19 protein-coding genes are annotated in these 23,304 nt (G+C 44.8%); 4 read left to right on the top strand and 15 right to left on the bottom strand.

All coding sequences use genetic code 11. The annotated features are described in order from the left end of the window. The first annotated feature begins 4 nt into the window (after positions 1-4). Positions 5-1,516: a RagB/SusD family nutrient uptake outer membrane protein gene (locus ACVBDY_RS03760; protein ID WP_447174132.1), complete on the top strand. Its 1,512-nt coding sequence runs from the start codon at positions 5-7 to the stop codon at positions 1,514-1,516. A gap of 105 nt (positions 1,517-1,621) precedes the next feature. After that, the gene (locus tag ACVBDY_RS03755; protein ID WP_447174131.1) at positions 1,622-3,031 is read left to right on the top strand and encodes a glycoside hydrolase family 30 protein; all 1,410 of its coding nucleotides are present in this window, start codon (positions 1,622-1,624) and stop codon (positions 3,029-3,031) included. Between the two features lie 143 nt (positions 3,032-3,174). Here ACVBDY_RS03755 and ACVBDY_RS03750 read toward each other — a convergent pair whose 3' ends face one another. The 9 genes from ACVBDY_RS03750 to ACVBDY_RS03710 all read right to left on the bottom strand — a co-directional run bounded on the left by ACVBDY_RS03750 (position 3,175) and on the right by ACVBDY_RS03710 (position 12,106). Beyond that, positions 3,175-3,420: a hypothetical protein gene (locus ACVBDY_RS03750; RefSeq protein WP_447174130.1), complete on the bottom strand. Its 246-nt coding sequence runs from the start codon at positions 3,418-3,420 to the stop codon at positions 3,175-3,177. Positions 3,421-3,617: 197 nt separating this feature from the next. Further along, entirely contained in the window at positions 3,618-4,613 is a 996-nt protein-coding gene (locus tag ACVBDY_RS03745) for an aldo/keto reductase (RefSeq protein ID WP_447174129.1), read from the bottom strand. 87 nt (positions 4,614-4,700) lie between these two features. Continuing rightward, positions 4,701-5,168: a c-type cytochrome gene (locus ACVBDY_RS03740; protein WP_447174128.1), complete on the bottom strand. Its 468-nt coding sequence runs from the start codon at positions 5,166-5,168 to the stop codon at positions 4,701-4,703. Positions 5,169-5,184: 16 nt separating this feature from the next. Then, complete coding sequence (locus ACVBDY_RS03735) at positions 5,185-6,501, bottom strand: PQQ-dependent sugar dehydrogenase (RefSeq protein WP_447174127.1); 1,317 nt, start codon at positions 6,499-6,501, stop codon at positions 5,185-5,187. Positions 6,502-6,571: 70 nt separating this feature from the next. Further along, positions 6,572-7,441 (bottom strand): helix-turn-helix domain-containing protein, encoded by an 870-nt coding sequence (locus ACVBDY_RS03730; RefSeq protein ID WP_447174126.1) that lies wholly within the window; start codon positions 7,439-7,441, stop codon positions 6,572-6,574. Positions 7,442-7,642: 201 nt separating this feature from the next. Continuing rightward, a complete protein-coding gene (locus ACVBDY_RS03725) occupies positions 7,643-8,737 on the bottom strand; it encodes a Gfo/Idh/MocA family protein (protein ID WP_447174125.1) in 1,095 nt (364 codons plus the stop codon). Positions 8,738-8,891: 154 nt separating this feature from the next. Continuing rightward, entirely contained in the window at positions 8,892-11,057 is a 2,166-nt protein-coding gene (locus ACVBDY_RS03720; protein ID WP_447174124.1) for a xanthine dehydrogenase family protein molybdopterin-binding subunit, read from the bottom strand. An 18-nt stretch (positions 11,058-11,075) separates the two neighbouring features. Beyond that, positions 11,076-11,537 carry a (2Fe-2S)-binding protein gene (locus tag ACVBDY_RS03715; RefSeq protein WP_447174123.1) on the bottom strand — a complete coding sequence of 154 codons (462 nt, stop codon included), beginning with the start codon at positions 11,535-11,537 and terminating at the stop codon, positions 11,076-11,078. A 392-nt stretch (positions 11,538-11,929) separates the two neighbouring features. Then, positions 11,930-12,106 (bottom strand): BF3379 family histone-like protein, encoded by a 177-nt coding sequence (locus ACVBDY_RS03710; RefSeq protein ID WP_447174122.1) that lies wholly within the window; start codon positions 12,104-12,106, stop codon positions 11,930-11,932. A gap of 281 nt (positions 12,107-12,387) precedes the next feature. Between ACVBDY_RS03710 and ACVBDY_RS03705 the strand changes: the two genes are divergently transcribed. Then, a complete protein-coding gene (locus tag ACVBDY_RS03705; protein WP_447174121.1) occupies positions 12,388-12,969 on the top strand; it encodes a DUF1572 family protein in 582 nt (193 codons plus the stop codon). Positions 12,970-13,091: 122 nt separating this feature from the next. On the opposite strand, the gene ACVBDY_RS03700 is transcribed toward ACVBDY_RS03705, so the two are convergent. Further along, positions 13,092-14,027, bottom strand: a complete 936-nt coding sequence (locus ACVBDY_RS03700) for an NADP-dependent oxidoreductase (protein WP_447174120.1) — start codon at positions 14,025-14,027, stop codon at positions 13,092-13,094. 97 nt (positions 14,028-14,124) lie between these two features. Here ACVBDY_RS03700 and ACVBDY_RS03695 point away from each other — a divergent pair, with 97 nt between their 5' ends. After that, positions 14,125-14,970 (top strand): helix-turn-helix domain-containing protein, encoded by an 846-nt coding sequence (locus ACVBDY_RS03695; protein WP_447174119.1) that lies wholly within the window; start codon positions 14,125-14,127, stop codon positions 14,968-14,970. A gap of 59 nt (positions 14,971-15,029) precedes the next feature. Here the strand turns inward: ACVBDY_RS03695 and ACVBDY_RS03690 are convergent, their stop codons facing one another. The 5 genes from ACVBDY_RS03690 to ACVBDY_RS03670 form a co-directional block, all read right to left on the bottom strand. Further along, positions 15,030-16,166, bottom strand: coding sequence for an alkaline phosphatase (locus ACVBDY_RS03690; RefSeq protein WP_447174118.1), 1,137 nt, complete (start codon positions 16,164-16,166; stop codon positions 15,030-15,032). A gap of 106 nt (positions 16,167-16,272) precedes the next feature. After that, a complete protein-coding gene (locus tag ACVBDY_RS03685) occupies positions 16,273-18,000 on the bottom strand; it encodes a RagB/SusD family nutrient uptake outer membrane protein (RefSeq protein WP_447174117.1) in 1,728 nt (575 codons plus the stop codon). Between the two features lie 21 nt (positions 18,001-18,021). Then, positions 18,022-21,306: a SusC/RagA family TonB-linked outer membrane protein gene (locus ACVBDY_RS03680; RefSeq protein WP_447174116.1), complete on the bottom strand. Its 3,285-nt coding sequence runs from the start codon at positions 21,304-21,306 to the stop codon at positions 18,022-18,024. A 148-nt stretch (positions 21,307-21,454) separates the two neighbouring features. After that, on the bottom strand, positions 21,455-22,420 hold the full coding sequence (locus ACVBDY_RS03675) for a FecR family protein (RefSeq protein ID WP_447174115.1): 966 nt from the start codon (positions 22,418-22,420) through the stop codon (positions 21,455-21,457). Positions 22,421-22,633: 213 nt separating this feature from the next. Further along, complete coding sequence (locus tag ACVBDY_RS03670; protein WP_447174114.1) at positions 22,634-23,197, bottom strand: RNA polymerase sigma-70 factor; 564 nt, start codon at positions 23,195-23,197, stop codon at positions 22,634-22,636. Positions 23,198-23,304: the final 107 nt, after the last annotated feature.

The raw sequence follows: 23,304 nt of genomic DNA, 5'->3' as shown, positions 1-23,304 counted from the left end.
GATCATGAAATATACGATAAAATACACAATGGCCATTCTCATCCTGCTGCTGTTTACAATGTCCTGTAGCAAGGATTTTCTGGAAGTGGACCCCAAGGGAACGGCCCTGGAAGAAACATATTACGCCAATGAAGAACAGGCCTTTTCCGGGCTGGTAGCTGTATATGACATCGTGGGCAAACAGGCCCGGGGATTTGAAAATATGGTAACGATGATAAATGCGGGATCGGATGATCATTATGCCGGAGGTGGAAGTTCTACCGATGGTATCGGCATACAGTCCTTTTCTAATTATTCCATAGATGCCTCTACCATTCCCGTTAGTTTCTGGAGTAATTTTTATCAGGGAATATTTCGGGCCAATGTGCTTCTGGAGAAACTTCCCGAAGTACCCATGGATGAAGACGTAAAGAAGAGATTTATCGCCGAAGCTAAAGCGCTTCGCGCCTACTACTACTTTGATCTTGTCCGCCTGTTCGGCAATATCCCGCTTATTACGGAACGTGTAGACGCCAGCGAAACCTTTAATATTCCCCAGTCTTCGCCAGAGGACGTCTATGCACAGATTGAGGCTGATCTTACCGAAGCCATTTCCGGTCTTCCTCTCAAAATAACAGATTTGGATAACGAAGCCGGTCGGTTCTCGCAAGGAACGGCTTTGGCTATATTAGGTAAGGTCTACCTGTATCAGGACAAGAACACGGAAGCAACGGAAGCACTGGCAAAAGTGAATGGCACCCCGGGAGGGACCAGCGATTACGGGTATAAACTCCTGGACAATTACGCAGATCTGTGGAACATAGAAAACAAGTTCAATACGGAATCCATACTCGAATCCTCTCATACGGACAAAAGTAATGCGGGATGGGGAAACTGGGGTTCCGGATCGGACGAAGGAAACTCCATAAATATAATGGTAAGCCCGAGAAGTTTTAGCCGGTCCGCCGGTTCTTCCGCACCCGATTATATTTCAGGCTGGGGGTTCAATATTATTACGCAGAGCTTATACGATGCACTTTCCGGAGACCCGAGATTTGACGCTACGATCGCAGAAATAGGAGCGCTGAAACAGGCCGGGGAGGTCGATTACGTTTCCAGTTACCAGGATACGGGATATTTTCTGAAAAAATTCATGCCACTTAATTCCGACGCTTCTACCGGGGGCGGAAATACGGAATTGAACTACAGACAGAACGTATATGCGATCCGTCTGGCGGATACCTATCTCATGGAAGCGGAAGCACTTGGAGGTACCGGTGCGAGGGCACAGGCTTTGCTCGATGCCGTAAGGGGCAGAGTAGGGCTTGCATCGGTACCTGTTTCCATGGAAGCCATCATGCAGGAAAGACGACTGGAACTTGCCGGAGAAGGGCACCGCTGGTTTGACCTGGTACGTACGGGAAGAGCATCCTCCGTACTGGCCGGAAGAGGTTTTACAGCCGGAAAGAACGAAGTGTTGCCTATTCCGTTACAGGAACTGGAAAATACACTTATAGTGCAAAACTCCGGTTATTAGATATACTTGAATTGACCTAAACATACATCAGGCTGGAAACCCGGAAAATCATTTATCCCGGTTTCCTGCCTGTAATTTTTTAAATTGATAAAATATACATACAAAATGCGCAACCTTCATCACGCTTACCGTTTAATGGTTTTTATGCTATTTTTGGCCTGTACTCCCGAAAAAAAAGCGGATTACGAAGCGGAATTATGGCTGACCACGACAGATAAAAGGTCGCTACTGGAGCAAACCAGGGTAGATACCTCTCAAGATAGTTCTCCCGATGTTGTTATTGCTGTTAATCCCGCCAAAACCTATCAAACTATGGACGGGTTCGGGTACACACTTACCGGGGGAAGTGCCCTGCACATACACAATATGTCGGCAGCTGCAAGAAAAGAGCTTTTGCGGGAATTATTCGGTACAGGTAAAGATGGCATAGGAGTAAGTTACCTCCGCATCAGCATAGGAGCTTCTGACCTGGACGAGCGCCTCTGGTCTTATAACGATATTGCCGAAGGGGAAACGGACGAGGAACTGGATAACTTTTCTATGGCATATGATACATTACACCTTATTCCCGTATTGAAGGAAATACTGCAAATCTCTCCGGAAATAAAAATCATGGGATCGCCGTGGTCTCCTCCGAAATGGATGAAAGATAATAACGATACCCGTGGAGGAAGCCTTTTACCGGGATATTACGACAGTTATGCCCGATATTTTGTAAAATATATAGAAGGCATGCGGGAACAAGGCATCCCTATCGATGCCATAACTGTTCAGAATGAACCGCTGCATCCGGGAAATAATCCCAGTTTATTGATGCTTCCCGAACAACAGGGAGAATTTATAAAGGATCACCTGGGACCTGTCTTTGAGAGTGCCGGAATAGATACGAAAATCATTATTTACGACCACAATGCGGACAGGCCGGATTACCCCATATCCATCCTCGATGATCCGGAGGCTGCAAAATATGTGGACGGATCTGCTTTTCACCTGTATGGAGGTGAGATAAGTGCACTTTCACAGGTTCACGAAGCACACCCGGACAAAAACCTTTACTTTACCGAGCAGTGGGTAGGAGCACCCGGAGATTTCGCCAAAGAAATGGCATGGCATACCGAAAACCTTATTATCGGGGCCACGAGGAACTGGTGCAAAACCGTATTGGAGTGGAACCTTGCCGCCGATGAAAACCAGGACCCGCATACCGACAGGGGTGGTTGTGACCGTTGCCTGGGAGCAGTGACCATTACAGGCGATAAGGTAACCCGTGAACCCGCCTATTACATTATAGCGCAGGCCTCCAAGTTTGTGCCGCCCGGTTCGGTAAGAGTAGGTTCAGATATTCATGGAGATATTGCCAATGTGGCGTTTAAAACCCCGGAGGGAAAATATGTTTGTATACTACAGAATACCGGTAAAGAAGAACAAAAAATTGCGGTGAAACTGGAAAACCGTTCAATTCCTGTAAAGCTTGGGGCCGGAGCTATCGGTACGCTGGTTATAAGTTTACCATAGGATAAGAGCCGGACAACCCCTGTTGGAGTACAGAACTCTCCCCCCGAAATGTATTGAAAACAGCAGGGATATCCGGAGGGGATGCGGGACGGATGAGGAGTTTACCTAATTTTATTCGGTTGTGTAAGGGAATGACCGGGAAATTATTCTAATGACAGCTTATTGATCCGCATCTGGTATTCGTCAATAGCCTCACGAACCATATCTACGTTGTCGGAGGCCCTTTGGTGTGCATCTTCCATTACTTTCTCGAGTTTGCTGTCGGGAAATTGGAACAGATCGGTAATGACATGGTTTATTTTGTCAATACTACTTTCCTGGGTATTCTTTATGTCTTCCAGTTTGGAAAGGATTTTTCGCATCTGGTCTAATTTATTATCATCATCCATAACATTTTGATTTAGAGATAAAATATACTACTTTTCTTATAATTACACAAATGCTTTTCTTTGTGATTTTACATGAATGATTGAAGCTCTGGTTGTTTTGCCGTAGAATAGTTAGGGACATGACTAAATAAAAATATCCCCGACAAGACATTCTATGAATACTTGTCGGGGATATTTTTATTTCCGGAAGAAAGATTCTAAAGGTCTAGTTTCAACTGGTCCAGTTTCTCTGTAATTTCCTTGATTTCACTTTCGGAAAGTGTTTTTTCCATCGCCTTAGCATTTTGCATGGCCTGGACTTCATTCCTGGCCCCTACCAGGGCAATAGTAATGGCCGGCTGTTCCAGGGTCCAGAGAATGGTAAGTTGCCCGAGTGTTAGGCCTTTGGCATCTGCTATCGGTTTTATGCTTTCCAGGAAGGCGTTGGTTCGTTTCAGGTTCTCATTCTTGAAATAAGGATTGGAAGCCCGGTGGTCGCCTGCGGCAAACTGGTGTCCCGGTTTTATTTTCCCGGTCAACAAACCGCGTTGCATGGGGCTGTAGGCCAGTATACCTTTTTGATGTTCCAAGCAATACGGAACCACGTCCGCTTCTATGTCCCTCTGTACCATACTGTACGGAACTTGGTTGGAAGCCAGGGACACGTATTTTTCCGCTTCAGCCATTTGTTCCACATTGTAATTGCATACCCCCGCATAGCGTACTTTTCCCTGCTCTATGAGTTTTGCAACCGCCTCCATGGTTTCCTGGATGGGCGTAGTGGAGTCCGGCCAGTGTATCTGGTATAGGTCTATATAATCCGTGCCCAGTCTTTTCAGGCTGTCTTCACATTCTTTAATAATACTTTCTTTACCGGCATATTTATAGATATCAATATCCCGGCCCGCATTGTCCCTGCTGCTAAAGCCGAAATCCCCTTTCACCAGGTCCCAGCGCATACCGTATTTGGTAAGGATCTGTACTTTATCCCTGGGAATATCCTTGATAGCTTCTCCCACAATTTCTTCACTGGTACCCTGACCGTATATAGGAGCGGTGTCTATGGAAGTTACTCCCAGCTCATGGGATGCCTGTATGGCACGTACCGCATCCTTGCGTTCGGTACCTCCCCACATCCATCCCCCGGCGGCCCAGGCGCCAAAAGTAACAACAGAGACATCGAGATCGGTATTTCCTAATTTTCTGTACTTCATAACTCTTTTTTATGTGTTAATAAGCGATTTGTGTATATATATAAAATATCAGCCCGGCTTTTCTTCGGGCATATAAAAACCTTTGTACTATTTGCTGTCCCGTACTGCCTTAACTTCTTCGTCCGCAACCGGCCCTGCAGTATTGCCAAAGCTGTTCCGGATATAAGAAAGTACTTGTGCCGCTTGTTGATCGTTTAAAAAACTGTGCGGGGGCATTACATTGGCGTAAGTTTGCCCGTTCACTTCCAGCCCGGCATCCGAACCGTTAAGGAGAATATCTATAAGCCTGTCTTTATCACCCGTAACATAATCCGTTTTTTGTAGCGGAGGGTTCAGGTTAGGTACCCCGCTGCCGTTGGCCTGGTGGCAGGTGGCGCAATATTGCCTGTATATTTTTTCGCCTTCCGGGTAAGATGTCCCTCCCTGTTTTTTTGATTCGGACTTTTCGGTCGTAACGGGCGTTTTTGCACTCTCTTTTTCCGAACTGTTTTTGCATGCTGTTGCCACACAGCAAAACATGGCAATGCAACTTACTATATAAATAATATGTTTCATATATGAAATAAGAATACTATTTTTCGGTGTATATGATCCTGTAAATGGTTCCGTTGGCATCGTCCGAAACATAAAGCGAACCGTCAGGTCCCTGGGCAAGTCCGCACGGGCGGTGTTTTGCATCTCCGGGAGACATTATCGGCCCTGTTCCCGCAAAACCTTTGGCAAAAACTTCCCATTCGCCGGAAGGTTTACCCGATTGGAACGGAACAAAAGCCACCATAAAACCTTCCTGTTCTTCCGGGGCCCTGTTCCAGGAACCGTGGAATGCCACAAAAGCCCCGTTTTTATATTTTTCGGGGAACATGGAGCCTGTATAGAACAACAGGTCGTTCGGCGCCATATGCGCGGGGAATGAAACAAGAGGATCTATAGCCTCTTTTCCTTTCCCTTCTTCAGCTTCTTTTTTGCCATCTCCTCCGTATTCCGGGCTAAGAATCTTTTTTCCCTGTTTCTGGTCATAATACACATAAGGCCATCCGGCATCGTCGCCTTCTTCTATTTTATATAAAGTTTCGGCCGGGAGTTCCGCAGAAGCTTCCGCATCATACAGTTCCGGGAACAGGTCGTGCAGGTTGTCCCTTCCGTGTTGCATGACATAAAGGGAATTGTCCTGTTTGTTCCAGTCCAGTCCTACCACATTTCGCAGTCCTGTGGCATAACGTGTTCCTTCTCCGTAGGACTGCTTCATGGCACTGGCTTTGAATTTCCATATGCCCCCGGCAGAATCCAGTATGGTACACGGGTACATGCCGGGAGAATCCTTGGTACGGTCCCTTTCCTGGCAGGCATTGGAATACGCCCCTATATTTACGTAAATATTCTCATTGTCGTCCAGGATAATAGATTTGGAATTGTGCTGACGGCGGTCAATAAGGCCTTGAACAATAGTATCCGGGGTACTTGTATTTTCCGGGAGTTCATTAGCATTAAGAGCATACCGGAAAACCGATGTATTGGAAGAAGCATAAAGGTAATTCCCTTTAAGGGTAATTCCCGTTCCGCCGTAATCCCCGAACCCGGTTTGGCTGTCGGCCCTGCCGTCTTTGTCTTTATCAGAGAGGATAACAATTCCCTTTTCGTCTTTGGGTTGGTTAAGTTTTACCAGGACATCTCCGTTTTTATTGACAACCAGGTGTCTTGCCGCTCCGATACTGTCTGCTACTTTCAATGCCCCGAAACCTTCGGGAAGTTTTAATTCCGCATTATCTTCATCCGGCAGGATAGCCCCGTGCTTTTTGTTCTCTTTGGTAGAACAGGAAAGCGTACTTAGCGCGAAAGAAGTAACCAATGGAATATACCACCATGGGGAAGCGGAAAATTGTGTTCTCATAGAATAAGTTTTTACGTTTTTTTAAAGTATTTCTATTAAAATTTAATGCAATAAGGTATTAAAAATTTATTTATCGTTCCTGCGACGGCCGGTAACCGTAAACCGATTTGTACAACCTGGAAAAATGGGAGACATTTTCGTATCCCGTCTGGTAGCATATCTCCGAAACGGACAGGGTAGTGGACTTCAGTAATTCTTTCGCTTTGGCCATTCTTTTTTCCCGTATCCACGCAGCCGGATTGGTCTTGTATATCGCGTAAAAATCCCTGCGAAAACTCGACAAACTCCTTCCCGAAAGATAAGCGAGATCAGAAAGGGAAACAGGGTTCAGGTAGTTTTCTTCCATGATCCCGGTAATATCCGTCCGTACCTGTTGCTTGAGCTGTATAAGCTGTAATAACAGGTTTTTATCCGCATTGGTTATACCATAAAGGAGTTCCAGCATTTTTATACGGATAAGCCCTTTGTCTATTTGGTCCGGGGTCCGGAAAAAAGGTTTTACGGATTCGAGGAACCTTAAGAGCCTTTCACCGAAAGGGCGTACCGACACTTGCGCCATTTCTACGGTTTTCAACGATTTTACCGAGGCCATACGTATAAAATCCACAATAAATTCGTCTTTAAGAAAGAACATCATGCTTTCATAAGCAAAATCTTTTGCCGGGTTTCCCTGTTTGTGGGATTCTATAGCTATGGCTTTCTTTAATAAGATCATTTCGTTTTTTCTCACTGTATAATCCGTATTTCCGAAACGTATGTGATGCGTACCTTCCAGGACAAAAAGTAAGAAGTGATCTTCCAGGAACATCGTACTTTTTTTATCATGTGCTTTCGTACACGATTCGACGATAGTAACACCGTCGAGTTGCAATGTACTCTGGTAATACGGTGCCTTTTCCAGTTCTATAGGTACTTTTACGGTTTTTTTAGGTGCTGTCATAACAAATTAATAGCTGTTGTTGCCAAAGACTCAGAAGTCGGCCTGCTTCTTCAAAATGATCCCGTGGTTTGGGAACACGCAGACAAAAGTAATTAACAAACGACAGACCGGATAGACTTTTAAATTCAAAAAATAAGACTATGCGTGTCTTTAATATAAACGATATTTCCACCCCGAAGGATTAAAAGGCAAATGAAATTTTTATAAAGTAATACGTTTCCCGCTGAGAGCGGATTGTTTTGCCGCTTCCAGTATTTCCACCACGATAAGATTGTTTTCCAGGGAAGAAAGATCGTTTTTGGTAGTGATCTTACCGGACAAAGCCGCTTCCAGGTAAGCTATCTGGTCTTTGAAATAATCTTCGGGTAACGGGAGGCTTTTTGTTTTTTGAACACCTTCCCCCGTAATTAGGGTATTCCCGTCCACCGCATGCAGGGATGAGCTTTTGCCGTAGACCTGCAGGTCCTTGATACCGTAAGACCAGTTCCAGGAAGCCTGTATAATACCGGTAGCCCCGTTTTCGTATTCTATCAGTACAGTAGCATCGTCATCGACATCAGGATAGATATGCGGTTTTATTTGTCGGGTTATTGCGGTTACGGCAACAGGTTTTTCCCCGTTCATCAGCCAGGTCATCAGGTTGGCGCCATAACATCCGAAATCCATCAGCGCCCCGGCGCCGTTCTTTTCCGGGTCGGTAAGCCAGTCCAGGAAGTCCTGGCTGCATCCGATCTCTTTTGGTCCCTGGTGCCCGTCTTTGGCGATCATTCTTTTTACAGGGCCGAAACCTTCGCGTTGTGCCTGTTGTTTCAGCATTTGATTGCTGCCGTACCAGGTTGTTTCGTAATTGGTAAATACGGGAGTGTTATTTTCCCTGGAAAGAAGGGCAATACGCCTGGCCTGTTTGTTGTTTACGGCAAGGGGCTTTTCTACCATAAGTGGAATTTTCTGTGGTAAACATATTTCCGCTACATTTATATGTTCGGAGATAGGATTGTAGGCAAGCACCGCATCCGGATGTATTTTTTGTAGCATTTCTTCCACGGTATCGTAAAAGAGCGCATCCGGCAGGTCGTAATTCTTTTGCAGGCGTTTTATAAGCGCCTTATCCGGTTCGGCTATGCCCGCGATATTCACCCGGTGCTGTTTGTATTGGTTTAAGAGAACATGAATGTGGTCGTGGGTCATTCCGGCTACCGCTACGTTCAGAAGTTTGTCCTGTCCAGCCACATACTGAATGGAGAGGGCAAAAAACAAAAGGTACCACGTGGCTGCCGGCTTTAAGAGTCGTTTCATTAAAAAGTGTTTTTAGTAATAATATAATACCGTCTCTAATAGTTGAAGAGAAGACAGGAATTGAGTTTTTCCGGGTTTAAACAGAAAGGGGACGACCTGGATAGCCGTCCCTTTTGTAATTTTATAGCTGAATCAGACACATCAGATTCATAACTTACCCGATGACTTTGTCGGATGTGCTCAGGTATTTGCTAAACGGTTGTGCCAGCAGCCTTTTCCCGGTTGCCTTTTTAATGGCGTTGGCCAGGGCTCCGCCTGCGGGTGGGAGAGCGGGCTCTCCAAGTCCAGTGGGAGAAAGTTCATTTACTATAAAATGTACTTCCACTTCAGGGGCTTCCTGCATACGGATAAGCCGGTATCCCTGGAAATTATTTACCTGTGGTGTTCCGTTATCAAAAGAAAGATCGCCGTACATAGCATGTCCTATACCATCTATAATGCCACCTTCAACCTGGTTTCTGGCACCGGTGGGATTGACTACGATACCGCAATCCACAACACAGGTCACCTTTTTCACCAAAGGCATTCCCGAGCGTTCATCCATGGCAATGTCCACAACTTCGGCGACATGGCTGTTGTGGCAGTAATAAGCAGAAAAACCTTGATAAATGCCGGAAGAGGTAGGTTTCCCCCATCCGGATTTCGCAACCGCGGTACGAATAACCTCCTGCATACGTTCCGGGGAGTATTGTATCCTTTCGTCAGTTGTGCCTTTTACTTTTTCCAGCAGGTCCAGCCGGATCTGGATAGGGTCGGCACCGATGATCTCAAACAGTTCATCCATGAAACTCTGCTCGGCAAAGGCGAGAAAATTGGTATAGGGCGCCCGCCATGGTGCCGTAGTGATATGGCTTTTGTAATTAGCAACATCTACCTGGTAATTCTCAATGGCCCCGGCCGGGAAGAAATTCGGGATCAGGCCATACATATTGCTGTTGATCGCAGCTTCCTTAAGGTGGTACCCGGTGATCTTTCCGCCTTTTACCGATGCAGCGATCCTATACTTAATCGCCGGACGGTATTGTCCGCAGGTCATATCATCCTCACGGGTGTAAAACAGTTGTACCGGTTTGCGGATGGTATTGGAGACCTTAGCGGCTTCCATAACAAAATCACCGATCAGCCTTCTGCCAAAGCCCCCGCCCATACGGGTCATATTTACGCTTACTTTTTCTATGTCAATACCCAGTTCTTCTGCAACCGCTTTCTGGCTTCCTTCCGGCGTTTGTATGGGGCCTGTCAATTCCACTTTATCATCCGTAACACTGGCAAAAAAGTTCATAGGTTCCATACAGGAATGCGGGAGGAAGGGCGACTCGTAGGTTCGTTCAATAACCTGGTCTGCCTCAGCAAAGGCTTTTTTTATATTCCCGTCAGATCGTAAGGTTTCAAAATCGTTTCCGTCCAGGAGCCCCAGTAAAATGCGATCGTGATCTTCGGTACTTTCCAGCTTCTCACTGTCCCACTGGGCCTGCAGTTTTTCTTTACCTTTTTTGGCGGCCCAGGTATTGGTAGCCACAACGGCAATTTTATCATCGATCCGGAATACGTCGGTAACACCACTTACTTTTCTGGCTTCCGAATCGTCAAAGGATACCAGTTTACGGCCAAATGCGGGAGGGCGCATAACACAGGCATATTGCATGCCTTCCTGCCGATAATCCAGTCCGAATAAGGGTTTCCCGCTGGTTATCTTATCGATGTCCACATTCACGGCATCGCGTCCTATGATTTTATATTCCGAAGGTTTTTTGAGTGGTGCATTTTCTTCTATTTCAATAGAGGCTGCTGCTTTTACCACATCGCCGTAACCCAACTTGTCACCGTTGGCATTGGTGATGACGCCGTCCGAGGCATTACATTCTTCGGGAGATATATTCCATTGCTTGGCTGCGGCATGGATAAGCATTTGCCTCGCATTGGCCCCGGTTTGTCGCAAAATATCCCATCCGTGGCGTATGGATTGACTTCCTCCGGCAACCTGGCGTGTAAAGTTCTTCGTATCCAGCGGAGCCTGTTCCACATATACGTCTTTCCAGGGAACATCCAGTTCTTCCGCAACGATCATCGGCATAGCGGTTTTTACACCCTGGCCGATTTCCGGGTTGGGGGAAAAGATGGTGACCTTTCCGTTATCCGCTATTTTTATATACGCGTTGAAGTCGTTAAAGTCCAGTTCGGAAATATCCTGTGGCATTTTGGTTTCCGGCTTGCAGGAGTTCAGGAAATTAACCCCTATGAGTATACCTCCGCCGGCCAGTGCAGTCGTACGCATAAAGGAACGTCTGCTGAACGTGGTTTTAATCATTGTTTCTGTCATAATTACGATAGTTTGGGGTTAACTCATTTTTTCTGCGGCAAGGGCCACGGCCTTTTCGATACGGACATACGTAGCGCAACGGCAAATGTTTCCCTGCATCGCCCCGCGGATATCCTTGCCTGACGGATTGGGATTATTGCTTAAAAAAGCGGAGGCTGTCATAATTTGTCCGGCCTGGCAATATCCGCATTGGGGTACATCCATTTCCTTCCAGGCCTGTTGTACCGGGTGGGAATTGTCTTCCGAAAGTCCTTCGATGGTAGTGATTTTGCGGTCTTCAACCTGGGCTACCGTGAGCAGGCAGCTTCGTGTAGCATCCCCGTCGAGATGAACAGTACAGGCACCGCATTGCCCTATACCGCAACCAAACTTGGTACCTACCAGTTGCAGTTCGTCCCGTAAGACCCATAACAGCGGCGTATCACCTTCGATATTTACCGTATGGGGCTTACCATTTACAGTAATTTTAAAAGCTGGCATAATGAAGTTAGTTTAGTAGTTAATAAGTCAGTGTGTTTTTTAATTGCCCAGATAAGGTAAGGATAATTTGCTTTTAAGTTCACCTAGTTAAGGGTTGTTTAACACTTTTTAACACCCGGTAGGGCACTTTGACTTTTATAAGACAATGATTTTGGATTTTTAGTATAGCAGGAAAGGCGGAGTGTCTTATGAATAAGTGGTTGCAGATATATGTTTTGTCGTATGTGGAGAAATAGAAAGGCAGGTAAGGGGGAAACAGAAAAAACGAATAGAAATCAAAACAAAAAATTCCGAACCTTCTACCAAGGCCCGGAATTATTTTTTGATCTGTTGAAAGTAAGGATCCCCATGAACTCATTTTTGGATTTTTCGGAGTCCTTCTTCAAAAAGATTTACTTTTTAGATTCTTCCAAAGATACTTTACGGAAATCTTTCATAAGCTTGCTGATCTCCAGAGCGGCTTTACGGGCCCTTGTTCCGGCAGCCTTGTTTCCTTTTTCAACTTGTGTTTGAGCTTCCGTGTTAAAGGTCTCAATTTCGGACTGAATTTTTTCTAATAACTCTTTCATTTGAATTTTGATTTAAACAATGAGCGGCGAAAATAAATAATTTTAAATACATGTGCGGCATAGAAAGCATGCGTATTTGCTGTATTTGGGACGGATAGTACCATTTTTACGATTATTTGCAGGAATCCGGTAAAATCGATTAACAATTCATGCAATTTAATACAGTCCTAATATTAAGCTTTATCAAGATTGATTGGTAGTAATTGTGGCAAACAGTTCCTATCTTTATGAGGAATTAAGACAAAAATGAAAAACACACCATTTGTTCAAAAGAATAAGATATGCCCGGAAATGATTTTTTGGAGAGTTCATTAAAACTGTTTGAGTACTATAAATCCCTTGGGGATAAAGCAATGCGACAGGTACCGGACCAGGCTCTTTTTTATCAGCCTAATGATGCTTCCAACAGTGTTGCCATAATCGTAAAACACTTATCAGGGAACATGGTATCGCGATGGACGGATTTTCTGACCACGGATGGAGAAAAAGCATGGCGGGACCGGGACGGGGAGTTTACAGATACTTTTTCAGGGAGAGATGAACTGATACAGACCTGGGAGAAAGGCTGGCAATGCCTGCTGGAAACCATCCGTGCTTTAACTGTGAATGATCTTAAAAAAACAGTTTATATACGTAATGAAGGCCATACGGTTACAGAAGCTATAAATAGGCAACTTGCCCATGTACCATATCATATAGGACAAATTGTTTACATAGCCAAAATGACCACTGATAAAAAATGGGAAACCCTTACCATTGCCCGGAATGCCTCCGAAAATTACAACCTGGAAAAATTTAAACAGGACAAGGGTAAACGATTTTTTACAGATGGAAGGAAGAAAGAAAGTTCGGAGGAAGCTTAGGTATTATTAATTTATGACATATCTAAGATTTTTGAGGGGGGATATTTACGATGTAATACCCGTTGCTCATCCGGACTATCGGCAGCCAAAATGCACAACGGGTAAAAATGAAAAGCTGTTTTCTATACTGTAAGTACCACTTTGCCCACAGTCCTTCCGCTTTCTATCTGTGCATGGGCTTCAACCATACTGTCAAACGAAAAAACTTCCTGTATCTGTGGTTTCAACACTCCTTGTTCCAACAGGGTGGCAATACTTTTCATGTCGTTTCCGTCAGATTCCACCAGAATAAAATATCCTTTCACGCCTTTAGATTTTGCTTTGTCCGTCACAGCTTCGTTGAGCCCGGAAGGAATACTGATGAGTGTTCCGCCTTCTTTAGTAACTTCCAGGGATTTATCAATATTATCCCCTCCGATGGTATCCAGTACAAAATCGAATTCACCGGGATGGTTTTTCCAGTCGTAATCCCGGTAGTCAATGTGTTCGTCTGCCCCGAGTTCCAGTACAAAATCCCTGTTTTTAGCAGATGAAGTCCCTGTTACAACAGCCCCGGCATGTTTGGCTATCTGAACAGCCACATGGCCCACACCGCCCGAAGCAGCATGGATCAGGACGTTTTGTCCTTTTTGTATGTTAGCATTGGTTATCAGGGCCTGCCAGGCTGTTAAAGCCACCAGCGTAGCCGCTGCGGCTTTTTCGTGCGATATATTTGCCGGTTTTAGCGCCAGTTGATTCGCAGGTGCTGCCACATATTCTGCATAAGCCTTACCATGCCCCGGAAAATTGACCATACCGAAGACCTCATCCCCGGCTTGGAACAAGGCACTCTTACTTTCTTCAACAACTCCGGAAACATCCCATCCCAGTATAAGCGGGTCCTGGTCCTTGATCCGGCCGTAAACCCCTTTTCCCGAACGTGATTTTATATCCACAGGATTGATACTTATGGCTTTGACCTTTATAAGAACTTCTCCCCGTTGCACCTCCGGTTTTGGTACATCCGTGTAAAGCAGTTGGTCCGTACCTCCCGGGGCTTTTAATACTATAGCTTTCATATATATAATTTTTATAGTTTTATCCAGGTAAAATTATACATTAATATAGCTATAAAATTGTATATTTTTGTCTAAAATTGGTAATAAATTGGTGGAGATGACCAGAGAAAACTTATATGAAGCGTATTCTATAGTCTACAAAACAATGGACGAATGTCCTGAACAGGGACACAAGCACAGTTTTTTCGAATTGGTATATATCGTTTCAGGTAGCGGACAGCAATGCATAAATAACAATCATTTCGATTATAACGAAGGACATATGTTCCTCATAACCCCGGAAGATTGTCATTCTTTTAGAATAGAAACCACCACCATTTTTTTCTTTTTACGGTTCAATAATATTTATATTAAAGATAGCGGGATACCCGAAGGCTATATACAAAAGCTGGAATATATACTTCAGAATGCCAATCACCGCCCCGGATGTATCCTGAAGAACCTGGAAGACAAACAGATTGTCAGACCACTTGTAGAAGCCATTACCCGGGAGCATACCAACCTCGATATTTCGCACCGGGAACTCATACAGCAATATGTAAATACACTTATCCTTATTGTGGTGAGGAATATTGCTAAGTTTCAGGGCCTGGAGATGTCTGCGCATACCGAAGATAAAGCCCATAACATATTACAGTTTATACAGTCCAATATCTTTTACCCGGAAAAGCTTAGAACTGACTTTTTAAGTGAGCACTTCAATCTCTCCAATGCCTATTTGGGCAGGTACTTCAAGAAGCATACCGGGCAGACGATGCGGGATTATATTGCGCAGTACAGGACAAAGCTCATAGAACATCGTCTGCAGCACAGCGACAAGCGGATCAATGAGATTGCGGGCGAGTTCGGATTTACGGACGAAAGCCATTTCAATAAATTTTTTCGTAAACAGAACGGGCAGAGTCCGCGATCGTACCGGAAAAAAGCAGGGCTTAAGGCTTAAAAAAAGAAAAACCTGTCGTTAAGCAGGTTTTTCAAGTGATGTTACCATATAGTCTCCGGTTATTCCATATCAAGAGCTTGCCGCATTTTATGGTAAATTTCATTGTTTTCGTAGATACCGGAAAATAATTCTTTTCCCTTTCCCCGGGCAAATACAGGTACATGGATACCGGTATGCTGATCGGTTATAAAATACACGGCTACTTTTTGCGGGTTTTCCACCGGTTTTCCGGTTTTAGGATCAGTATCGTAAAATTTACCAATGGCAGCCCCTCCGGTTTCGTGATCTGCGGTTACTACCAGAAGGGTATTCGGGTGCTTTTCGACATAATCGAGGGCTACACCCAGGGTTTTATCAAAATCGAGTACTTCCTGTATCATCATTTCGGGGTTTTTGGCATGTCCTCCCCAGTCTATATAAGAACCTTCAACCATAAGAAAAAAAGGTTTATTGGTAGCCTCGAAGTATTTGAGGGCTTTGGCTGTGGCTTCAGGCAAAAAATCATCCCTGCCCTGTATTTTGGAAGGCATGCCTTCGGGTGCGAGCAAAAAGCCGTTCCTTCTGGACGGGTCTACCGTAGACATATTTATAGAATCCATGTGATAATCTTTTGCCTGAAGTTCGGTATATAAATTTCTGCTGTCTTCCCTTTTTGTAAAATACTTCAACCCGGCCCCTGCAAAGAAATCTACATTTTCCTTCAGCATCTCCAATGCAATGGCTTCATGCATATCCCGGTTCTCCACGTGGGCGTAAAAAGCTGCCGGGGTGGCATGAGTTATGGAAGTAAGACTTATGAGTCCCGTTTTATAGCCTTCGGTCTTCAGGTCTTCGAGAATTGTGGGCAGGGCAACGGTATCTTTGGACACACCAATAGCTTTTTTATATGTTTTTTCCCCGGTGGAAAAAGCCGTGGCCCCCGCGGCAGAATCGGTAATCCGGTGACTGGTAGAGGAAGTTTTACTCAACCCAATAATAGGAAACCTTTCAAAATTGGATATGGTATCCTTAAAATAGGATGCCGAGGATATCTGTGATAGTCCCATACCATCCCCGATCATAAAAATTATACTCAAAGGTTCTTCCGAAACAATAGCCGAAGTGTCCCGGGCATTTTCCCTGCCTTTTTCAGGAGTACATCCTATGGAAATGGTAAAGAGGACTGTTATTAGTATCGCTTTGAACGAAAATCTCATAATTTCTGATTTTTAGCTAAAATTTAAAAAGCGTACGGCAAGAAAAATATGCTCTTGCCGTACTTATTTAAAATGGGGTAGTCAGTTTATAATATGGTCCGGCCGGTTAGTATCCGGGGTTTTGGTCCAGGTATCCCGGGGTATTGGACGAGCCGTCTATAGCCGATTGAGGAATAGGGAACAACCTGTGTCTTACATCCGTATCGGTTTTCTCTGTCCAGGTATCCTCATAATGCCCGAAACGGATCATATCCGTACGCCTGGACATTTCCCAGTACAATTCAAAACCGCGTTCGCGATAAAGAATATCCGGGTCGATGGAAGTGAGCGCCGCAGGAACAGGAGCACGGGCAGTTCTGGATGTCCTTACGAAATTGACATCGGACAAAGCCCCGGCATCATCTCCTTTTCTTAATTTCGCTTCGGCACGCATTAAATAGATTTCGGCATAACGCAATAGCACAAGGTCTACACTGCTGTAATTGTTCCCGTTGGGAGAAGTGCGGCTAAACTGGTATTTAGATACCCGATAACCGCTAGCATACCCGTTATTGGCAGTAAAATCTACATTCAGGGTGTGGTCTACATAATATTCCATGTTGGCTTCCCTTCTTTCACCTACGGCATAGATTCTGTACCCGCCATTACAGGTATAAAAATTGCCGTCAGGGTCTTTTCTGGGTCCCCACGGCGTACCTCGCATGATTCCCCTGTCGATCTCAAAATCTTCGGCGGCGACACAGATATAGCGATCCTCGTCATTCTGAGGGGTAAATCCGCCAAGGTCTTCATATTCCGAAGGAACATTTACGTTTTTCTGGTAGAACCTGGCATCGGCATCAGCCGGGTCCATGTTACCATAAGCATCTACCCAGGTCTGGTAGAAATCCGGGGTAATGGAAGGGCCGTCCGTACCATCCGCATTTGGGTATTCCGGCCTTGGAAATAAGGAACCAGATAAAGACCAGTAGGCCCAGCGGCTATGATCGTTGTTCAATATACCGCGTTGATCCAATGCAAAGATCAGCTCCTGGTTATCATGATTATCATCGTTGAACAGGTCAAAATACTCCGGGGAGAGGGTAAAATTACCGGAATTGATAATGTTATCGGTGTATTCGATGACCTTGTCCATGTCTTCCGTAGAAAAACTGGGGTTGCCGTATGGATCGCGATAAACGGCTGCATTCAGGTGTAATTTGGCCAGAAAACCCCAAACTGCCGCCTGGGTCATTCTACCGGGGCCCTCATCTTTGTTTATTACGTCTACTACAGACAAAAATTCATTTTCAATATAGTCTATGGCCTCCTGCTCCCGAAGTATTTCGGACATGTCTTCCGAAGATTCTTTCTTAAATGCCACCCCCCAGCTATCCAGCATAAGCATATTTAAATATGCCCTCAACGCTTTCATCTCATACAGGGCCGCCTGTGCTTCAGCATCTGTCTCCGCCAGCGGGGTCAGAACCTCAATAGCGATTACGGTCCGGGATATATTGGTAGTCATATAGTTCCAGGCATCGCCGACGAGACCGTTACTCGGGGTAATGCTGTGTGTATGAAGTTCCAGGAACCGGCCACCGTCATACCATTGGTCACCGCCACGTGCCGGCAAAATAGCCTCATCCGAAGGGATGAGCTGTAAACCAAAATACCGGGTGTGCCGAAAAGTTTGCGGAAGTAGTCCGTAAGCAGGGGCAATGGCACCGCTTACAGCTTCGGATTGTCCGCTACCCGTCAGGGATTCATCCAGTACCTGTTCATCCAGATCGGTACAGCTAAGGCTCATTAAAGAACTGATTGCCAGTAATACTATAATAAATTTATTTTTCATTTTCATTCTTTTTAGAGGTGATTAAAAGGATACATTTAAGCCAAACAGGAATGTTCGTGCTTTCGGATACGTATACCTGTCGATTCCGAAAGTCTGAATTCCTCCCGATGAATCACCGGTATTCACTTCAGGATCGAATCCGCTGTAATCGGTCAGTACAAACAGGTTTTGGCCGGTAAAACTGAGCCTTATGTTCTTTATATAATCTGTCATTCCCAGAAGCTTAGGGTCCAGGTTATAACCCAAAGTTGCATTGTTAAGACGCAGGTAGTCCCCGTTTTCCAGGTATCGTGTAGAGACTTCGTTAGTATTATTAACCACTTCTTCTTCATATTCAATGGCTTTGTCCGTAGTGTTAAAGGACAAAGCGAGGTTTCCCTTTGTAAAATTGGACATGGCGGTGTGGTTATATATCTGGCTTCCTGCCGCACCGTTAAAATTGAGGTTCAGGTCAAATTTCTTGTAAAAGAAGTTGAGATAAAAAGCATAGGTAACATCAGGTAAAGCCTTGCCCACGACAACACGGTCGTTATCCAGTATTTCCCCGTCCCCGTTTACATCCCGGAACTGGCTGAACCCATCTGCGTCAATACCCATGAATTCTTTCATATAAAAAGTACCTATGGGCTCCCCGTTCAGGTACCCGTTAATCGTTGCTCCTGTTTGTCCGGCCCCCTGGGCTGCCCCTGTGGTCAGCACCTGGTACGGAGAATTGACCACTTTGTTTTTGGTAAAGGCAGCATTACCGCCAATGTTATAAGAGAAATCTCCGTCGCTTCCCTTACTCCGGTAATCCAGCGCAATCTCAAACCCGTTATTTTTGATCTCCATATCCGGGATATTGGTCCAGAACGTAGTGGTAGGTTGTATAGGGTCCGAAGGAACCACTTCAAGCAATACGTTCTCGGATACTTTGTTGAAGTAATCCAATGTACCCGTTAATTGGTTATTGAACAGGCCGAAGTCAATACCAACATTGGTTTGCGTAGAAACCTCCCATTGAATATCAGGATTGGCAAGACGGGTATAAACAGTACCATAAGGATAGTCCCCCAGGTCGTTTATATTGTCGCTGAGCGGGTAGGTATCATTATCGGCCCTACTGTCTGTGTAGCTGGATTGCGTGATCTTGGAAGGGATTTCCTGGTTTCCCGTACGTCCCCAGCTAGCCCTGAGTTTCAGGTTACTGAAAGGAGTATTGATCATGAAATTTTCCTGGCTGATATTCCACCCGGCAGCAACAGAAGGAAAATAACCGTACTTGTTGTTTTCCCCAAACTTGGAAGACCCGTCTGCACGCATGGTTACCGTAAGCAAATACCTGTTTGCAAAGCCGTAATTTATCCGCCCGAAAAAGGATTGCAGTTCGTTTTTTATGGCATCAGACGCTCGAGACAGCAGATTACCCGCAGCTTCGATCTGGTATCTAGGATCAATACCGTTGTCCGGAAAATTTTCATATTCCCATCCCCTGAATTTATAGAGGGTTTCCTGGTATGTATGGCCTACCAAAAATGTCATGTCGTGCTGGCCTATGTTCTGCTTATAGGTCAGGTAATTTTCCACCAGGGTATTGGTATTGCTGGTATAAGCAAGGTCCAGGGAACCGATTTCGTCTTCCCGAGCCGTGTAGGGTTTGTTTTGCTGCTCCCTGTCCGTATTGGAGTAATCCACCCCGAGGTTTAACTTATAGGTCAATCCTTTGAAAATCTCTACAGAAGGGGAAATATTGGCCAGGATACGGTTGTTATTGGCAAAATCCCCGTACAACTGTTCCCGTACGAGGGAATTGAACTGATCCCCGTTTATTACAGGTGTTGGTTCGCCATTCGTATAGGCCGGGTAAGTAGGGTTAGACCGAAGCATGTCTGATATTATGGTCGTGGTTAACGGTCTTTTGTTTTCGGTCCTGGTTCCGGACAGGTTTAGCTCTACTTTAAAACGATCATCCAGCGCTTTTTGCGACAGGTTCAAACGTCCGGAATATGTTCGCAGGTCACTGTTCCTCAAAATACCTTCCTGGTCATTGACGCCGGCAGACCCGTAGTAAGAGAATTTTTCGGAACCGCCTCCCATGGAGAAATTGATGTTTTTGGATATAGCTGTCCTGGTAAATTCGTCCTGCCAGTCCGTATCCGCACCTCCGTCTCTTAGGTTGCCACCTACCCTGGCAACCTGCTCCCGGAATTCGCTGGCGCTGAAAACATCTATCTTATTGGCCAGTGTGGACAGGGCAGTAGATACCGTAAGGTTCATCTCGGTACGTCCCTGTTTCCCTTTTTTGGTGGTAATCACAATAACTCCGTTGGCTGCTCTGGCACCATAGATAGCAGCAGCAGAAGCGTCTTTAAGAACGTCTATTTTTTCAATATCGTGAGGGTTAATAAAGTTCAACGGATTGGTAGGTACCCCGGTAGAAGTATTATCCAACGCAAAACCGTCTACCACATAAAGCGGTGTTGTCCCCGAACGCAAACTACCGATACCACGGATAATAACATCCTGTGAAGCCCCCGGTTCGCCACTGACTGTAGAAACATTGACGCCCGCAACCTTACCCTGTAAAAGTTGTCCGGGATTGGTTACGATACCTTTATTGAAATCTTCCTGCTTTACAGATCCAATAGAGCCGGTAACATCCGTTTTTTTCTGTGTACCATACCCTACAACAACAACATCATCCAATTGAGCGGCATCCGGAGTTAACTGGATGTTGATCTCAGAACGTCCGTTGACCGGAACTTCCCGGGACTTATATCCCAAATAAGATATTTCCAGGACAGCATCCTCCTCAACATCTATGGCAAAATTTCCGTCGAAATCCGTAGTAGAACCATTTGTAGTGCCTTTTTCAATGATGGTAGCCCCGGCCAGAGGCACACCGTTTTCATCGGTAATAATACCTGTTATTGTCCGGAAGGCCACATCCAAAACCCTTTCCGTAACCTTTCTCTGGTTTACATCAATAGAGATGGTATGGTTGATTCTTCTGAAAGCAAGGCTGGCATCTTTTGCAATCCATTCCAGAATGGAGCGCAGCGATTTATCCTTGTATGAAATATCATAAGTTTTGCTCAACCGTTCTATTTTTCGGTCATACACAAACTTAAAATCCGTCTGTGCCTCAATGTCCTTAAGGACCTCTACCACGGTAGCATCCTTGACGGACAAGTCTACTTTATAGCTTTCCAGTTTTTGTCCTGCAGCATCGGCGGCAAGTACCGGGTTTAGTAATGCCCCGGCAATCAGAAAGCAAAATGTATGGAATGTCAATTGAATAAATTGTTTAAAAGTTAGCAATTTCATAATTTCACATAATGTTTAATAGTTATTAGTATCTGTAATTATTGAACCTTATAGCAGTCTGTGATCGCTCGCCAAAGTGTTGCAGACTGCTTTTTTTATTGTAAACTTTTACATCATAAGCTTTATTTTTTTTAGATGAGATCGGTTATTAATCAGAACATTTTCCTTTAATGAGTATCTTGTTATCATCCAGGTATTGGTAATGCAACCCCTTTTTGGCATATACGATGCTTTCCAGTACGACCGACAGGATTTCATTGTCATACGTTGCCGTCAGATGACAGTTTTTTATCGCTTCATTTTCAAAACCGAACGTTACACCATACCAGCATTCCAGCACTTGTACAACCTTCAACAAAGAAGTGTCCTCGAAATGAATGATCCCGTCTTTCCATTGTATAAAATTTGTAATGTCGATTTTTCCTTTGGAAATCCGGTTGGATTTCCTGTCAAAAACCCCCTGTTCATTGGGACCAAGTAACACTTCGCGATCTTGAGAGGCGACCTTTACTTTTCCGGTGGCGACCGTTACGGTTATTTCCGGGTTATCAGGGTAGGTATTAATATTGAAGGAAGTACCCAAAACTGTAGTGTGTACTTCATTAGACTTTATAATAAAAGGTTTATCCGGGTTCTTTGCCACATTAAAGAAAGCCTCACCCGTAAGTTCAACTTCACGGCTTTGACCGGTAAACCTTTCCGGAAATTTAATGGTACTGCCCGAATTCAACCGTACTTCCGTACCGTCCGTCAGGGTCAGGCTCAGCTTTTGTCCCCATTCCGTGGTTTTTACCAGTTGGGTGACCGGCTGTTCCCGGGGTTTGTTATTCCATGCCTTGTACATAAAATGTCCCATGCTTAAGATCAGCGCTGCTGCCGCCGCAATTTTCCCCCACCTGGCGCGGCGGAGGCCCCGGGTTTGTTTATCCCGTTTATTGATTGATCTCAACAGTTTTTGCCTGGTAAATTTTCGATGGCGGGCATCTTTGAAGACCTTTTTTTTATTTTTAGATAAAAGGGCACTGTCAAACTCTTCCAGGAGCATTTCTTCCCTTCGGGTTATCGTACCGTTAAGGTACTTTTCCATGAGTATTTTAATGTCATTTTCGGTCATTGTACAAGCATTACAATTAAGAGTACCAAAAGAGTAAAGCTACGCACATAGCGAAATGCAGTGTTAACGATTGCTTAATATTAGGAGATGTCCTGTTAACTTACAGTTAAAGAGAAAGAGGAAAGTATCGGGAGTATTCCGTATGTGGACAGCCGAAAAAAGAAAGGCTCTGTGTTCTTGAGTGTCTGGAAAATGAAAACCTGTTTGGCAGGATTAAAAAAAGAAAATTTTGACAACGGACAACTCTTCGCGGAGTTTGCGAAGTGCTACGGACAACTGGTTCTCTACGGAACGTTGAGAGATTTTGAGCTGTTCGGCAATTTCTTTATTACTGATATTGTGTATACGGCTCAGCACGAAGATTTCCTGGCATCGGTCGGGCAGACAGGAAATAATGTCATTTATACGTCCGGACAGCTCGGTGAGATCTTCCTCCAGTTCAACTTCCGAAGGAATATGAATAGCACGTGCAGTCTCTATTTGGATCTCATTGAATTTTGTATCCCTTAAAGCATTATAACATTTGTACCGGATGGCTTTGTATAAATAAGACTTTATATGACGTATGTGTACCTCTTCCCTGCGTTGCCAGTAATCGATCCAGACCTCCTGTACCAGGTCTTCGGCAACAGCATGGTCCGGAACAATGGAAGCAGCATATACATACATGGGTTCCCATAACAATGCAAACAGATTGTTAAATGCGGTCCTATCCGAGTTTCTGACCTGTCCGGCATACTCCTCAATACTACCTTTTTCGCTATAATCCTCTTTCATTGAACTGATTTAAACCCTATTCCGATTTTTTTCTTTTTGAATTTCCAGGAGGTTTGATATGATAAAGCAGTAAGTAGATATCTGTTCGTTTTGAAATTATGGCGTCT

It is taken from the genome of Sinomicrobium halophytocola (assembly GCF_052983395.1).
This window is presented reverse-complemented; position numbering and strand designations above follow the sequence as displayed.

Coding starts and splice junctions, on each gene's coding strand:
- ACVBDY_RS03760 (WP_447174132.1), top strand. CDS start 5: ATGAAATATACGATAAAATACACAATGGCCATTCTCATCCTGCTGCTG.
- ACVBDY_RS03755 (WP_447174131.1), top strand. CDS start 1,622: ATGCGCAACCTTCATCACGCTTACCGTTTAATGGTTTTTATGCTATTT.
- ACVBDY_RS03750 (WP_447174130.1), bottom strand. CDS start 3,420: ATGGATGATGATAATAAATTAGACCAGATGCGAAAAATCCTTTCCAAA.
- ACVBDY_RS03745 (WP_447174129.1), bottom strand. CDS start 4,613: ATGAAGTACAGAAAATTAGGAAATACCGATCTCGATGTCTCTGTTGTT.
- ACVBDY_RS03740 (WP_447174128.1), bottom strand. CDS start 5,168: ATGAAACATATTATTTATATAGTAAGTTGCATTGCCATGTTTTGCTGT.
- ACVBDY_RS03735 (WP_447174127.1), bottom strand. CDS start 6,501: ATGAGAACACAATTTTCCGCTTCCCCATGGTGGTATATTCCATTGGTT.
- ACVBDY_RS03730 (WP_447174126.1), bottom strand. CDS start 7,441: ATGACAGCACCTAAAAAAACCGTAAAAGTACCTATAGAACTGGAAAAG.
- ACVBDY_RS03725 (WP_447174125.1), bottom strand. CDS start 8,737: ATGAAACGACTCTTAAAGCCGGCAGCCACGTGGTACCTTTTGTTTTTT.
- ACVBDY_RS03720 (WP_447174124.1), bottom strand. CDS start 11,057: ATGACAGAAACAATGATTAAAACCACGTTCAGCAGACGTTCCTTTATG.
- ACVBDY_RS03715 (WP_447174123.1), bottom strand. CDS start 11,537: ATGCCAGCTTTTAAAATTACTGTAAATGGTAAGCCCCATACGGTAAAT.
- ACVBDY_RS03710 (WP_447174122.1), bottom strand. CDS start 12,106: ATGAAAGAGTTATTAGAAAAAATTCAGTCCGAAATTGAGACCTTTAAC.
- ACVBDY_RS03705 (WP_447174121.1), top strand. CDS start 12,388: ATGCCCGGAAATGATTTTTTGGAGAGTTCATTAAAACTGTTTGAGTAC.
- ACVBDY_RS03700 (WP_447174120.1), bottom strand. CDS start 14,027: ATGAAAGCTATAGTATTAAAAGCCCCGGGAGGTACGGACCAACTGCTT.
- ACVBDY_RS03695 (WP_447174119.1), top strand. CDS start 14,125: ATGACCAGAGAAAACTTATATGAAGCGTATTCTATAGTCTACAAAACA.
- ACVBDY_RS03690 (WP_447174118.1), bottom strand. CDS start 16,166: ATGAGATTTTCGTTCAAAGCGATACTAATAACAGTCCTCTTTACCATT.
- ACVBDY_RS03685 (WP_447174117.1), bottom strand. CDS start 18,000: ATGAAAAATAAATTTATTATAGTATTACTGGCAATCAGTTCTTTAATG.
- ACVBDY_RS03680 (WP_447174116.1), bottom strand. CDS start 21,306: ATGAAATTGCTAACTTTTAAACAATTTATTCAATTGACATTCCATACA.
- ACVBDY_RS03675 (WP_447174115.1), bottom strand. CDS start 22,420: ATGACCGAAAATGACATTAAAATACTCATGGAAAAGTACCTTAACGGT.
- ACVBDY_RS03670 (WP_447174114.1), bottom strand. CDS start 23,197: ATGAAAGAGGATTATAGCGAAAAAGGTAGTATTGAGGAGTATGCCGGA.